This window comes from Cryptocyanus atlanticus LEGE 06306 (assembly GCF_056633155.1).
Window position 1 is genome coordinate 173652 of the sequence record NZ_JBSJOZ010000005.1, and the last position, 13162, is coordinate 186813.

The following is a 13162-nucleotide window of genomic DNA, read 5'->3' on the forward strand; positions in this document are numbered from 1 at the left end:
AGAAATCCGTGGAGATCGGGCGGTTGTGACTCCGAGCGGAGTGTTTCGTTGGCGCAGTTTAGCCCGATCGATCTCCTTAGCCCCTCAACGCCTCCGCCGCCGCGATCAGCTGCTCCGCCGTGGCGGCGTAGATGCGGTCGGCTTCCGCCGGGCTGCGGCCGATGCAGGTCATGCCGAGCTTGCCGTACTGGGAGAGGCAGCCCAGCAGATGGAAGACGCTGCCCCGCAGTTCGGCCGGGTCGTAGTGGAGTCCGGCGGCGGCCACGATGTCGATCAGGTCGATCGGCAGCAGACCCCGCAGGAGCGGATTGCAGAGGTTGTCGGTGGCCGTGTAGGCGAGCGGCTGCCCGGTGGGGGAGCGGAACAGGCCGCTGCCGGGATCGATCCGGCCGTTGGTGGCGTAGCGAAGGGCCATGTAGGGATGGGTGGTGCCGCCCTTGCGCAGGTTCACTTCGATCGCCTGCAGGTCCCAGTGATCGCCGAAACGGCGGGCAATGAAATCCACGGCGTAGCGGTCGAGGGCCCCTTCCCGGGCCAGGGCCTCCCCCACCGCCCGGCCGTGGCGCATCAGCTCGGCCCGGTAGGTCGCCTCGGCGGGGAAGCGGCAGCCCAGGTAGGTCTGGCCGCTGATGCCCCCCAGGATCTGCTCGTGGGTGGAGAGCACCTCCACCCGCCCGCCGGGGTGGATCGTGCCCTGCACGCTCGGGGAGTGGAGGGCGTCGCCGCCCTCGAGCCAGGCCTCCACCAGGGCGCCCTGTTCGCCCAGCAACTCGCGCCAGCGCGTCGCCGGCATCGGCAACTCCTCCAGGGCCCGTCGCAGGCGGCGCCGCCGGCCGGTCCCGCTGGTGTCGGCCAGCTCCAGTGGCAGCAGATCGAGCCGGGCGTTGCCCTCGCCGCTGAATCCTTCGTTCAGCTTCACCACCAGCCGCTCCAGCCCGGGGTGGGTCTCCCAGAGGCTGGCGGCGGCCTCGGCCAGGCCGTCGAGGTCGTGCACCAGGGGGCTGGCGGGGGGCAGCGGCACGCCGCAGCGCTCGAACAGCTCGCGGCTGCCGGCCTTGCTGCCCCAGTGGCTCAGGGCGGGATCGGTGCCCAGCAGCGGCACCTGCAGGCGTTCGGAGAGCTGTTTCTCGAGCGGGGTGACGTTGAAGCAGGTCATCACGCTGCGACCGGGTCGCAGCCGTTCCCCGATGCGCTCCAGCAGGGCCGGCCGCTCCAGCAGCTTCTCGGTGAGGGAGCGGGGGGAGGCGTCATCGGTGTCGAACAGGTGCAGGCGCCGGCGGGCGTGGGAGGCGGGCACCCCGGGAAGCAGTTCCAGCACCGCATCGACCACCAGTTCGGGCAGCAGCTTGCTGGTCACGTAGACGGCCCGCACGCCGGGATGGCGCAGGCGGATCAGGGAGAACAGCTGGCGCTCCTCGTAGTGGTGGGCACCGGTGACCAGATCCATCTGGCCCTGGTCCATGCTCAGGGAGGGCACCACCAGCAGATCGCAGGCCCCGTCTCCGGCCTCGGACGCATCGGGTCCGCCGGGCTCGTATTCCCCCCAATCGGCCCGCAGGCGGGCCTGCAGTTCCCGGAAGGAGAGCCCCATGGCTCAGGCGTGCAGCAGGGTGCGGGTCGGGAAGGGCATCGCGGCGCCGTGGGCCTCCACCACCCGGCCGATCTCCAGCAACAGCCGCTGCTGCATGTCCCAGGTGGCAAAGATATCGCTGCTGGCGCAGAAGCAGAGCAGGCGCAGATCCAGGCTCGACGCCCCATAGCCCACGAAATGGACCACATGGGGTTTGGCCGGATCCAGTTCGGGGTCGGCTTTGAGCACCGTCTGCAGGTCGCTGATGATCTCCTCGATCGCGCCTCGATCGGTGTAACGGAGTTGGAACTCGATCCAGACGCGGCGGTTGTCGATTCCGCCGCTGTTGATCACCGGCTTGATGATGAAGATGCCGTTGGGCATGAAGATCGGCTGCCGTTCCAGATCGCGCAGCTGGGTGTAGAACCAGCCGATGTGCTCCACCGAGCCGATCAGCGATTCAGAGGGGATCTGGATCAGGTCCCCCACCACGAAGGGACGGTTGATATAGATGCTGATGCCGCTCAGCACGTTCTCCACGATCGTGCGGGCTCCGAAGCCCACGGCCGCCGCCCCGAAACCGCCGGCCGTGGCCAGCACCGTGGCTGGCGTGCCCAGCAACCGCAGCACCTCGAGCAGCACGATCGCCACGACCAGGGTGGAGACCAACTTGTCGGCCACATCGACCAGGAACAGCCGGTCGCGGGCCGCAAGCGTGGGGAAGAGCTGGTTGGAGTAGACGTCCGCCTTGGTGAGCAGTTCTCCCTTGCAGCGCAGCAGGGTCCAGATCACCCCGGCGGCCACCACCAGATCGCGCACCTCGCCGGCTCCCTGCAGCAGGGGCAGGGAGCCGGCCCCCAGCAGATCGGCGAGCCACCAGCCCAGCCCGGCCAGCAGCACGGTGACCGAGAGGCTCAGCCGGCTGCGCTGGATCAGGGCCCGCGCCAGAGAGCCTGGGGGGAGTCTCCGTGCGATCAGCTGGAGCGCGATCCAGACGAGCGCCGCCAGGAGGGCACTCAGGAGCGGGATGTGCAGATTGAAGGGAAGCAAATTCAACAGGCAACTCCAGGTTCAGGGGCCCTCGGGTCCGGGGCCATGGGCACTGGGTCCATCGAGAACCCAGAGCAGATCCTGCCCCAGACGTCCCAGTTGCCGCTGCATCCAGGGCTGCGCCTCCTCGAGCCGCTCCAGGCCCAGATCCCCCAGGGGGGTGCGGGCCGCCTCGCCGCCCAGCAGCTTCGGCGCCACCACCGCGGCCAGCCGCTGCACGCAGCCCTGGCGCAGGGCGGCCGCCGCCAGGGCGGGTCCGCATTCCCACAGCACCTGGTTACAGCCACGCGCGGCCAGGACGGTGGCCAGGGCGGCCGGCTCGCAGACCGCCAGCTCCAGCCGCTCCACGCCGAGGGCCTCCAGCCGCCGGCACGCCGGGGCGGGGGCCTCCGGGCCATGGGCCACCAGGGTGCGGGCCCCGCCCGGCTCCCAGAGCCGGGCGCCGGCGGGCAGGTCGAGGCTGCGGCTGAGCACCACCCGCAGCGGTTCCGGCTGGCGCCGGCCCCGGCTGGTGAGCCGGGGGTTGTCGGCGCGCACGGTGCCGCCGCCCACGATCACCGCATCACAGCGGGCCCGCAGCCGGTGCACCCAGTCGCGGGCCGCCGGTCCGCTGATCCACTGGCTTTCGCCGTTGGCGAGGGCCGTGCGGCCGTCCAGGCTCATGGCCCATTTGAGAACACCCAGGGGCCGGCCGCTGGCGAGGCGATGGCGGAAGGGGGCGTTCAGTGCCAGGGCCTGTGCCTGACGCACGCCATCAATCACCTCAATCCCCGCCGCCCGCAGCTGGGCGAGGCCCCGCCCGGCCACCCGTGGGTCGGGATCGGCCATCGCCACCACCACCCGGGCCGGAGCGGCGGCGATCACGGCCTCGCTGCAGGGGGGCGTGCGGCCGTGGTGGCAGCAGGGCTCCAGCGTCACCAGCAGGGTGCCGCCCCGGGCCCGCTCCCCCGCCTGCGCCAGGGCGCCCACTTCCGCGTGGGGCTCGCCGGCGGCGGCGTGGAAGCCTTCCCCCACCAGCGCCCCGCTGGGATCCAGCACCACGGCACCCACGAGGGGATTGGGACTGGTGCGGCCGCTGCCCAGGGCGGCCAGCGCCAGGGCCCGCTCCATCCAGCGGTCCCAGCTCACGCCTGGGCCAGGCTGCGCCATTCCGCCACCAGGAACGGCGGCACGGGCAGTTCGAGGAAGGCGCCCTTGAGGCTCAGCCGCAGGGGGCGGTTCTGGCCGAGATCAGCCAGCAGGGGGGCCAGGTCGAACTCCGCGGCGGCGCCACGGCCGTCCGTGGCCAGTTTGGGATTGGCCAGGGTGACGTCCGCCAGGGACCAGTGGAAGGCCCCGGAGCCCACCTCCAGGGCTGTGGGGTGATCGAGCCGCAGCTTGCCCGGATAGCCCACGACCCGCAGGATCAGCGGAGCGCCGGGGGGGCCGTCCCGGTAGGCCACCAGCTGCCAGCTCTGGTCGTCGAGATCGCGGAGGCTCTCGAGGCTGCGCACCACTGGGGTGGCGGCCTCGCCCGGATGGGTATGCAGCTGGGCCCGGGCGGCCTCCGGAGCCGCCAGGAGCAGGGCCATGGCCAGCAGCGCCACCAGCAGCCGGATCACGGCTCCCTCGCGGCGCCGGGGATTGGCTGCCAGCCGGTGTGGGTGGCCCAGAGGGCCCAGATCGCCATCGCCCGGAGGTAATGGCAGGCCCGGAAGGTGCCCGCCGCCGTGATCGCCTCGGGGGTGCGGAACTGCAGGCCGCCCTCGTACACCTGCTGCACCACCGCGCCGCTGATCGCCAGGGCGGTGCCCGTCTCCCCCATCAGCCGGTAGTAGGCGGCCAGGCCGAAGTTGATGCCGGTCCACACCTCGAGCGGATGGGTGCCGCCCGGATCGAGCGGGCTGCCGTCGCGGCGCAGACCGTTGGCCACCCCGAGCCGGCCGCCCTCGAAGCGCTCGAAGCAGGCCTCACGGATCGCCTGCAGGGCCGACCGGGCCCGCTCCTCGCTCACCACCGGCGGCAGCCCCAGCAGGCGGGCATAGAAATCCCCGCAAAGCTGGTCCGCCATCACCACCGGCGTGCCGCTCTCGGCATCGATCCGGTAGTACTCACCGTTCCAGAGCAGGGCCTCGAAGTTCAGCCGTGACGGCTCCAGCCAGCTGCCGAATTCGCGCTGCTCGGCCCCGGTGTCGAGGCCGAGCTCGAGCTGCAACCGCTGGGCCATGGCCAGGGCCGCCTCCAGCGCCGCGATCCAGAGGGCACCGCAGTAGGCGCTCACCCCCCGCAGGGGCCAGTCATCAAAGGTCTGGTCAGGGGCGCCCCCGTTGTCGGGCAGGCCGTCGTCGTTGGCATCAAAGCGCTTCAGGTGGCGCAGGGCTTCCACCACCGCCGGCCAGCACTCGGCCAGGAAACGCAGGTCTTCGCCGCCGGGGGCCAGCCTGAAGGTGCGCCAGACCTGCAGCACGAAGTCGGAGGCCAGGTCCTTCCAGAGGTTGCAGTCCTGATAGGCGGTGTAATTGGAGGCCTCGAAGGGGCGTTCGTTCGGGGCGCCGAGGTCGTGGGGGGTGGCGCCGGCCACCTTGCGGGGCGCCTCCACCCGGCCCTTGCCCTGGGTGAAGTACCAGCCGATCGGCCGGAGGGTGGCATCGGCGGCCGGGATCGCCCGGGCGAAGCTGCGCAGCACCGCCTTGTCGAGCTCGGGCCAGAGCTGCAGCAGGGCGAAGGAGCCGTACAGGCGCACATCGAGGCTTTCATACCAGGCGTAATCCAGGCACTCGAGCACCCCGAAGCGGCCCACCGGATCGCCGGGGCCGGCGGCGGTCCAGAGGGTGCCGCCGCTGGCGAGGTCGTAGAGCTCGTTGAGCAGGGCCATGCGCAGGGCCTCGGGCAGGTCGGTGCGCTCCAGCACCGGCTGCTGCCAGGTGTCGATCTGCTGGCGCCAGCCGCGCCAGTCGGCCAGGGCCTCCGTGGCGATCGCCACGGCGTTGTCGCCGCCGCCGCCAAAGGCATCGGTGTAGCGGCGCAGGGCCCGCTGACCCGTGGCGAAGGCCGTGACCGGCAGGTCCCAGCTGATCACGACCGGCAGCTCGATCTCGGCCCCCGGCTCGAGCCGGAAGCGCAGGGCCAGGGCGGCGCTGGCCTGTTCGCCGCCGGTGCTGCGGCGGTCGTTGTCGCTGGCGGGGATCGAACCATCGCGGGCGAAGGGCTCCCAGAGTTCGGCGCCGCTGCCGCTCGGATCCCAGCGGCTGCAGCGCAGCACCTCCACGCCAGGGAGATCGGCGGGCACCGCCAGGCACCACTGGCCCTCCCCCTCGGCCAGGGGCTCACTGCGACGGCCCTCCAGCAGCACCCCCTTGAGGGCGGCGGTGTCGACGCAGCGGTTCCGCTGGCCCTCGCCGCGGCCGATCGCCGGCAGGTAGGTGTGCTCGGGGCTGCCGTCGTCACGGAAGTGGACGCTGGCGGAGGGATCGGTGTTGGTGAACCAGCCCAGGGTGTTGCGCCAGCTCAGCAGCAGGGAAAGATCCAGAGGGGTGTTGGTGGGGTTGGCCAGGCGCCAGCGGAAGACGGCCACCGGATAGCTCGTGCGCCGGTAATCGCCGGGCAGGATGGGGCTGAACGCCTCGCAGCACACCCGGGCCCGGAAGCTGGTGCCGTAGTCGAACCAGCTGAGCGGATAGCGGGCGGCGTAGGTCCCGCTGGCCGTTTCCCCCGCGCGAGCCGGCTCGGCGGATCGTGCCGTCCCATCGGGCCCGCTGAGCCACTCCCAGGCGTCCAGGGGAAACGTCGACCCCGGCCTGGAGGCGTCGGTCTCGGGCCGCACCGCCAGGGCCCGGGCCCTGGCCCGGGTGCCGTCGCTCTCGAACAGCGCGAACTGGCAGTCGGGCAGGACGCCGAACCAGTGCTCGCCCCCGTCGAGGTGCCAGAGGTTGACCGTCCCGTCGGGGGCGCGGCCGAAGCAGCCCGCCCCGAACCCCCCCAGCGGCGCGCCGTGATTCGGGCCGTCATCGAGGTTGCTGGCATAGCGCACGGTGTAGGGCCGCTCCCAGCCCTGGCCGATCGGGCGCTTCCAGCTGGCCGGGGGCGCCTGCCAGCGTTGGCCGGTTCCCTTGCCGCCCAGCAGCGAGGCCAGGGTGGACAGGCCGAAGGGAGCCATGGTGCGCCGCGGGATCGGCGCCAGCTTGTCAGAGCTCACCGGAGATGTCCTGATCGATCAGGGCGTCGAGGGTGATCGCCGAGCGCACCACCGCCTGGTAGTGCTGCACCACCCGCTGGTTGCGCTCCAGCCAGAGGCCGGCCTCGCCGCCGCCGCCGGGGGCGTCGCCGCCGAGCAGGTCGATCTCCCCCTGACGGGAGAGGAGCGCCAGCACCAGCTCATGGATGCGCTGGCGGCGGGAGAGGCGATCGGGCTCGGCCATGGACGCGTCAACTCGCGGGCATCATGGCGAGCGTGCACCGGCGGCCGGCCGGCTGGAGGGTCCCTGTCTGGAACCGCTGCAATCCCCACTGCCGAGCGGCCCCCTGGAGGTGATCGGCACCGACGCCGGCGGCGTTTCCTCCCTGCCGCCGGCCGCGCTGTCCCTGCTGCGCTCGGCCCGGGTCATCGCCGCGCCCCAGCGCCTGCTGGACGGGGTGGCGACGCTGCTGGCGGACCCTCCCCGGCCTCCCCGGCTGGTCCCCACCGACCGCCCCGAGGCCGTGATCGCTCCGCTGCGCCAGGCCCTCGCTGACGGCCAGGCGGCGGTGCTGCTGGCCAGCGGGGATCCGCTCTGGTTCGGCATCGGCCGGCTGCTGCTCCAGCACTTTCCGGCCGAGCGCCTGCGCTTTCACCCGGCCCCCTCCAGCCTGCAGCTCGCCTTCGCCCGGCTGGGCCGGCCCTGGCAGGACGCCGGCTGGATCAGCCTGCACGGTCGTGAGCCCGAGCCCCTGGCCCGCCGCCTGCAGGAGCGTCCCGCCGCCCTGGCCGTGCTCACCGACCCGGGCCGGGGCGGCGCCGAGGTGGTGCGGCGGATCCTGGTGGCCTCGGGGCTGGAGGCGGCCTACGCCGTCTGGCTGTTCGAGCGGCTGGGCCATCCGGCTGAGCGGGTGCGGCGGCTGGCTCCCGCCGATGCCCTGCCGGCGGATCTCGATCCGCTTCATCTGGTGGTGCTGATCGCCGAGCCGCCGCCCCCCCCGGTCCCGGCTCAGCTCCCCCTGTTCGGTCTCGAGGATGGCCTCTGGCTGCAGCATGCCGACCGGCCCGGCCTGATGACCAAGCGGGAGGTGCGGATCCAGCTGCTGGCTGATCTGGAGCTGCCGGAGACCGGGGTGCTCTGGGATGTGGGAGCCGGGGTGGGATCGGTCGGTCTGGAGGCCCTGCGGCTCCGGCCCCGGTTGCGGCTCTGGGCCCTGGAGCGGCGCGGCGGCGGCGGTGCCCTGATCGCCGCCAACGCGGAGCGCCTGGGGGTGCTCCCGGAGGGAGTGCTGGAGGGGGAGGCGCCGCTGGCCCTCGCCGAACTGCCGGATCCCGACCGGGTGCTGATCGGCGGCGGCGGGCGCCAGCGGGCGGCGATCCTGGCGGAGGTGCTGCGGCGGCTGCGGCCCGGCGGCGTGGTGGTCTCTCCCCTGGCCAGCCTTGAGGCGCTGGCGGAGCTGGGGCCGCTGCTGGCCGGGGCCGGCCTGGCAGTACAGGTCAGCCAGCACCAGGCCTGGCGGGGCGCCCCCCTGGCCGACGGCACCCGGCTGGCGCCGCTCAACCCCGTGCTGGTGCTGAAGGGCCGACGCGTCGGCTGACCGGCTCAGGGCCGGTTCGTCGTCGAGCGGATGCGGACCGGCTGGCCGGGGAGGAGCCCCAGACGGGCGGCCTCCCCAGCCTGCAGTTCCACCACCCCATCGGCGGGTTCCGTCGGGCCGTAGCTGGGGCAAGGCAGCCGCGGGCAGGGGGTGGCGTCGGCCTCGATGGCCAGGATGCGGCCATCCCGGATGAAGACCATGTCCAGGGGGCTGGGGGTGCGGTGCATCCAGAAGCTCAGCCGCCGGGCGGGCTCGACGGGGAACCACATCCCCCGCAGGGGGCCCAGGGGAGGCCGCAGCATCAGGCCGAGGGCCTGCTGGCGTGGCGTGCGGGCCACCTCCAACTCGATGCAGACCGGCTGATCGGCCCCCTCGGCCGGGGGCTCCAGGCACCATTGGGCCTCCAGGGGCAGCTGCTGGGGGGCTTCGGCGGCGGCAGCCGGCAGGGCGGCTCCCAGCAGCAGGGAGCCGAGCAGGACCCAGCGGTTCATGGCCCTGGGCCCGGCGGCTTCGGGCGGGGTGCCCGCTCGCAGAGGCAGTAGCCGTGGCCCCGCACGGTGTGAATCAGGCGGCGCTCGCCTCCCTCCTCCAGCTTCTGGCGCAGGTAGCGCACATACACCTCCACCACGTTGCTGGCCACCCCCTCCTGATCCCGCCAGACCTCCTCCAGCAGCCGCTCCCGGCTCAGCACCACCCCCTCCTGCCGCAGCAGGGCCAGCAGCAGCTGATATTCCCGGCCGGTGAGACTGAGCAGGCGCCGGCCCCGCCGTGCCACCCGGGTGCCGGGGTCCAGGCGCAGATCGGCCACCTGCAGGGGCGGCGTCAGGGATGGGCTGTCGCCGCGGCGCAACTGCAGGTGGAGCCGCAGGCGCAGCAGCAGATCGCTGGCGCCGGCCGAGGACAGCCAGAAATCATCGGCGCCGGCGCTGAGGCAGTGGGAGCGGCCCTCCACGCTGTCGGAAACGATGTCGAGCAGCAGGGGCACATCCTCCAGCACCAGCCGCAGGGCCGGCAGGCAGTTGCTGCCGTCGGCTCCGGAGATCAGCACCGCGGCCGGCGGATCGGGCAGTGCCCCGACCGGCGCGGTGCGGTATCCGGACGCTTCCAGCCGCGGAGCCAGCGCCTCCGCTTCCGGCCCCACCAGCAGAATCAGCGGTGCGTTCATCGCCGCTGCCGAGGGCGGCCGGCCGAGTCCTCCCCGCCGGCCCCGACACCGTCCGACTCGAGGCTGCCGGGCTTGGCGACGTGGGGCAGGCCCCAGCCCAGCTTGTTGCGCAGCACCTGGAAGAACTCGTGATCCTGCAGCCGCACGAAGCGGGCGGAATGGTCGCTGCGACGGATCAGCACCCGGTCCTCCGGCCACACGTAGCAGCCGGCGCTGCCATCGACGACCATCATCAGCCGCTCCGGCGTGGCCGGGAAGATCGTCACCGGCTCCTGGTCACTGAACACCAGGGCCCGCGAGGCCAGCGAATGGGGGGCGATCGGGGTCAGCTGCAGCACCGGGCAGTCGGGCGTGATCACCGGTCCCCCGGCACTGAGGGCATAGGCGGTGGAGCCGGTGGGGGTGGAGAGGATCACCCCGTCGGCGGAGATGTCCACCGGCGCGTGACGGCCGATGGCGATCTCGAAGTGACACATGCTGGTGAGCGGCTCCCGGTGCAGGGCCATCTCGTTGAGGCAGAGCACCTCCCAGCGCCGCTGCTCGCTGCGCATCACGCTCACCACCAGCATGGTGCGCTCCTCCACGGTCCACTGGCCGGCGAGCAGCTGTTCGATCGCCCCATCGAGTTCGTTGAGATAGGTCTCGGCCAGGAAGCCCAGATGGCCGGTGTTGATCGTCAGGATCGGCACGCCGATCGGGGCGGTCTGGCGGGCCGCGGAGAGCACGGTGCCGTCGCCCCCGAGCACCATGGCCAGCTCCAGGCCGCCCTGGAAGGTCTCCGGAACGCAGGCGTTGTAGCCGAGCGTGCGCAGGTGCTGGTCGGGGTTGGCGAAACCCACCATGCCGCCGGAGCTGCTGACCCGTGCCACGCCGTGGCCGGCCGCCTCGAAGCGGGCCTGGATCCGGTCGGCGGTGCGCACGGCCAGATCCTTGCCGTCATTGACGATCAGTCCGACGCGGGGCACCGATCGCGGGCGAGGGCCTGCTGAGTTTATGGGCCCCCCCCGGCCCTGCCGGTGCTCAGAACTGTTCGAGGAAGCGCAGGTCGCTGGTGAACAGGCGGCGGATGTCGTCGATGCCGTGGCGCACCATGCAGAAGCGCTCCACCCCCAGACCCGCGGCGAAGCCGCTCCAGCGCTCCGGATCCAGGCCCAGCCCCTCCAGCACGGCCGGATCGACCATGCCGCAGCCCATCACCTCCAGCCAGCGGCCCCGCCACTGCACGTCCACCTCGGCTGAGGGTTCGGTGAAGGGGAAGTAGCTGGCCCGGAAGCGCACGGGCAGATCGCCGAAGAACTGCCCCAGAAAGGCGGTCACAGTGCCGCGCAGATGGCTGAAGTCGAGCCCTTCGTCGATGGCCAGCACCTCCACCTGGTGGAAGACCGGCGAGTGGGTGGCATCGACGGCATCGCGGCGGTAGACCCGGCCGGGGGCGACGATCCGCACCGGGGGCGGGTTGGCCTCCAGATGGCGGATCTGCACCGGGGAGGTGTGGGTGCGCAGCAGCAGGGCGTCGGAGAGGTAGAAGGTGTCCTGCATGTCCCGGGCCGGATGGTGGGGCGGGATGTTCAGGGCCGTGAAGTTGTAATGGTCGGTCTCCACCTCGGGGCCTTCCTCCACCCGGTAGCCCAGGCCGGAGAAGATGTCGACGATCTCCTCGATCGTGCTGATCAGGGGATGGCGGTGCCCGGCCGGCACGAAGCGGCTGGGGGCCGTGACGTCGAGGGTCTCGCCGCGCAGCTTCTCGGCCAGGGCCGTGGCCCGGATCCCCTCCAGACGGTCCGCCAGCAGGTCCTGCAGCTGACCTTTGAGCCGATTGGCCCGCTGCCCCACCAGCGGCCGTTCCTCGGCCGAGAGGCTTCCCATGGCTCCCAGCACGCCCGAGAGACGCCCCTTCTTGCCGAGCAGGCCCACCCGCAGGGCCTCCAGGTCGGCGGCGCTGGCGGCGGCGCCGATCTCGGCGGCCGCGTCGGCCTCCAGGGCGTCCAGCCGTTCGCTGAGCTGCTCGAGGCTGATCGTGGCGCTCACGGGTCGGCGGCGGTGACGATCGACTGTACGGAGCAGGACCGCGGAACCGGCCCGGGGGGCATCCGTTCAGGCCGGGTGGCCAGCCCGCCTAGCCTGCCGGCAGCGTCCCCTCGCGCCGATCCGGTTCTCGAGCGATGTCCTCCCTGCGGATCCTGATCAGCAACGACGACGGGGTCTTCGCGGAAGGGATCCAGGCCCTGGCGGCCGAGGCCGCCCGCCGGGGCCACCAGGTCACGGTGGTCTGCCCTGACCAGGAGCGCTCCGCCACCGGCCATGGCCTGACCATGCAGACTCCCCTGCGGGCCGAGCGGGCCGACGCCCTGTTCGCGGCCGGCGTAACGGCCTGGGCCTGCAGCGGCACCCCCTCCGACTGCGTCAAGCTGGCCCTCGGCCGGCTGCTGGAGGGCCCGCCCGATCTGGTGCTCTCGGGCATCAACCACGGCCCGAACCTGGGCACCGACGTGTTCTATTCCGGCACGGTGGCGGCGGCGATGGAAGCCACCCTGGAGGGCCTCCACGCCCTGGCGGTGAGCAGCGCCTGCTTCAACTGGCGGGAATTCGCCCCGGCGGCCGGCCTGGCCCTCGATGTGGCGGAACGGTCCCTGGCCGGGGGCTGGCCGGAGGGGCTGCTGCTCAACCTCAACGTGCCGGCCCGCCCCGCCGACCAGATCGGTGCCCTGCGGTGGTGCCGTCCGGCGGTGCGGCGTTACCTGGATCAGTTCGACCAGCGCACCGACCCCCGCGGCCGCACCTACTATTGGCTGGCCGGCGAGGTGCTCCACGACCTGGAATCGGCCACCGCCGGCCCCCGCGACTGGCCCACCGATGTGGCCCAGGTCCACGCCGGCGGTGCCGCCCTCACCCCGCTCCAGCCCGAGCTGTTCTGGCGGGGCAGCCTGGGTGAATTGCCGGCGCTGGCGCCAGAACTGGTTCAGCCGGGGCGGTAGACCCGCTGCAGCAGCCAGAGGCTGAGCCAGAGGCCGATCACATGGGCGAACAGCACCTGGGTGTTGCTCAGCACCGAGAGCATCTCGATCGAGGTGATCGGCAGGCCCACCAGTCCGCCGCGGGTGCCGGCCGGTCCGGAGAGCTGGGCGCCGAAGAATCCCGGCACCTGCATCGAGGCCTGCACGAACAGGCTGCCGGCCAGGGCCTGGTAGCCCAGCGAGGCGAAGCTGAGCCCGAGGACGTCGGCGAGCACGCCCCGCTTGATCAGCCGGCTCGTTTCGCCGCGGCTGGGCCGGGCCGGGCTGGCCAGGGCCCGGCCGCAGCGCACCACCAGCCAGCTCTGCCAGAGGCCCCAGAGCAGGACAAAAAAGGACAGGGTCGTCAGCGACAGGCCCGGGCCCAGCCCCAGGGCCCGGGAGGAATCGGCCGCCAGCCGGCCGCCGATGTTGTTGAAGATCAGCACCCCCACCACCACGATGCCCAGGGCCATCTGGATCCAGAACCGGGCCCAGCCGAGGCGGCGCAGGGCGGCGGACATCCGCTGCAGATCGAGACGGTCGGCCATCGGAGGGGGGGACCGGGGTGGAAACGACCCAAACTTGCCACGGCCCGGCTCCCGGGACGCCCCGGTGGACAGCGGCGTGGGGCTC

General features: G+C 72.6%; 13 protein-coding genes. 2 read left to right on the plus strand and 11 right to left on the minus strand.

Annotated features, from left to right (window positions below; genetic code table 11):
• Nucleotides 1-76: 76 nt before the first annotated feature.
• From ACWJI7_RS07795 to ACWJI7_RS07820, 6 genes are read right to left on the minus strand one after another with little or no spacing between them, the layout of a single operon-like run.
• Nucleotides 77-1591 (minus strand): peptide ligase PGM1-related protein, encoded by a 1515-nt coding sequence (locus ACWJI7_RS07795; protein WP_479936796.1) that lies wholly within the window; start codon nucleotides 1589-1591, stop codon nucleotides 77-79.
• A gap of 3 nt (nucleotides 1592-1594) precedes the next feature.
• Nucleotides 1595-2626: a mechanosensitive ion channel family protein gene (locus ACWJI7_RS07800; protein WP_479936798.1), complete on the minus strand. Its 1032-nt coding sequence runs from the start codon at nucleotides 2624-2626 to the stop codon at nucleotides 1595-1597.
• Between the two features lie 15 nt (nucleotides 2627-2641).
• Nucleotides 2642-3769: a bifunctional diaminohydroxyphosphoribosylaminopyrimidine deaminase/5-amino-6-(5-phosphoribosylamino)uracil reductase RibD gene (ribD, locus tag ACWJI7_RS07805; RefSeq protein WP_479936800.1), complete on the minus strand. Its 1128-nt coding sequence runs from the start codon at nucleotides 3767-3769 to the stop codon at nucleotides 2642-2644.
• Nucleotides 3745-4221, minus strand: coding sequence for a DUF3122 domain-containing protein (locus tag ACWJI7_RS07810; protein ID WP_479936802.1), 477 nt, complete (start codon nucleotides 4219-4221; stop codon nucleotides 3745-3747). The genes ribD and ACWJI7_RS07810 overlap by 25 nt, the downstream gene beginning before the upstream one ends.
• Nucleotides 4218-6755 (minus strand): GH116 family glycosyl hydrolase, encoded by a 2538-nt coding sequence (locus ACWJI7_RS07815; protein ID WP_479936923.1) that lies wholly within the window; start codon nucleotides 6753-6755, stop codon nucleotides 4218-4220. Before ACWJI7_RS07815 ends, ACWJI7_RS07810 begins: the two co-directional genes overlap by 4 nt.
• Nucleotides 6756-6783: 28 nt before the next feature.
• Nucleotides 6784-7017, minus strand: coding sequence for a hypothetical protein (locus ACWJI7_RS07820; protein WP_479936804.1), 234 nt, complete (start codon nucleotides 7015-7017; stop codon nucleotides 6784-6786).
• Between the two features lie 76 nt (nucleotides 7018-7093).
• Between ACWJI7_RS07820 and cbiE the strand changes: the two genes are divergently transcribed.
• Nucleotides 7094-8371, plus strand: a complete 1278-nt coding sequence (gene cbiE / locus ACWJI7_RS07825) for a precorrin-6y C5,15-methyltransferase (decarboxylating) subunit CbiE (protein WP_479936925.1) — start codon at nucleotides 7094-7096, stop codon at nucleotides 8369-8371.
• Between the two features lie 5 nt (nucleotides 8372-8376).
• Here the strand turns inward: cbiE and ACWJI7_RS07830 are convergent, their stop codons facing one another.
• From ACWJI7_RS07830 to pheS, 4 genes are read right to left on the minus strand one after another with little or no spacing between them, the layout of a single operon-like run.
• The gene (locus ACWJI7_RS07830; protein WP_479936806.1) at nucleotides 8377-8862 is read right to left on the minus strand and encodes a DUF192 domain-containing protein; all 486 of its coding nucleotides are present in this window, start codon (nucleotides 8860-8862) and stop codon (nucleotides 8377-8379) included.
• Nucleotides 8859-9536, minus strand: a complete 678-nt coding sequence (locus ACWJI7_RS07835; protein WP_479936808.1) for a winged helix-turn-helix transcriptional regulator — start codon at nucleotides 9534-9536, stop codon at nucleotides 8859-8861. Before ACWJI7_RS07835 ends, ACWJI7_RS07830 begins: the two co-directional genes overlap by 4 nt.
• Nucleotides 9533-10501 (minus strand): NAD(+) kinase, encoded by a 969-nt coding sequence (locus ACWJI7_RS07840; protein WP_479936810.1) that lies wholly within the window; start codon nucleotides 10499-10501, stop codon nucleotides 9533-9535. The genes ACWJI7_RS07835 and ACWJI7_RS07840 overlap by 4 nt, the downstream gene beginning before the upstream one ends.
• Nucleotides 10502-10556: 55 nt before the next feature.
• The gene (gene pheS, locus ACWJI7_RS07845) at nucleotides 10557-11564 is read right to left on the minus strand and encodes a phenylalanine--tRNA ligase subunit alpha (protein WP_479936812.1); all 1008 of its coding nucleotides are present in this window, start codon (nucleotides 11562-11564) and stop codon (nucleotides 10557-10559) included.
• A gap of 134 nt (nucleotides 11565-11698) precedes the next feature.
• On the opposite strand from pheS, the gene surE reads away from it, so the two are divergent.
• A complete protein-coding gene (gene surE, locus ACWJI7_RS07850) occupies nucleotides 11699-12511 on the plus strand; it encodes a 5'/3'-nucleotidase SurE (RefSeq protein ID WP_479936814.1) in 813 nt (270 codons plus the stop codon).
• On the opposite strand, the gene ACWJI7_RS07855 is transcribed toward surE, so the two are convergent.
• Entirely contained in the window at nucleotides 12496-13077 is a 582-nt protein-coding gene (locus tag ACWJI7_RS07855; protein ID WP_479936816.1) for a DUF3611 family protein, read from the minus strand. The genes surE and ACWJI7_RS07855 overlap by 16 nt on opposite strands.
• Between the last annotated feature and the right edge of the window lie 85 nt (nucleotides 13078-13162).

What these genes read in the sequence shown, in the direction of transcription:
- ACWJI7_RS07855 (WP_479936816.1), bottom strand. Translation starts at nt 13,077, where the DNA reads ATGGCCGACCGTCTCGATCTGCAGCGGATGTCCGCCGCCCTGCGCCGC.
- ACWJI7_RS07815 (WP_479936923.1), bottom strand. Translation starts at nt 6,755, where the DNA reads ATGGCTCCCTTCGGCCTGTCCACCCTGGCCTCGCTGCTGGGCGGCAAG.
- ACWJI7_RS07820 (WP_479936804.1), bottom strand. Translation starts at nt 7,017, where the DNA reads ATGGCCGAGCCCGATCGCCTCTCCCGCCGCCAGCGCATCCATGAGCTG.
- ACWJI7_RS07830 (WP_479936806.1), bottom strand. Translation starts at nt 8,862, where the DNA reads ATGAACCGCTGGGTCCTGCTCGGCTCCCTGCTGCTGGGAGCCGCCCTG.
- surE (WP_479936814.1), top strand. Translation starts at nt 11,699, where the DNA reads ATGTCCTCCCTGCGGATCCTGATCAGCAACGACGACGGGGTCTTCGCG.
- ACWJI7_RS07835 (WP_479936808.1), bottom strand. Translation starts at nt 9,536, where the DNA reads ATGAACGCACCGCTGATTCTGCTGGTGGGGCCGGAAGCGGAGGCGCTG.
- ACWJI7_RS07795 (WP_479936796.1), bottom strand. Translation starts at nt 1,591, where the DNA reads ATGGGGCTCTCCTTCCGGGAACTGCAGGCCCGCCTGCGGGCCGATTGG.
- ribD (WP_479936800.1), bottom strand. Translation starts at nt 3,769, where the DNA reads ATGGCGCAGCCTGGCCCAGGCGTGAGCTGGGACCGCTGGATGGAGCGG.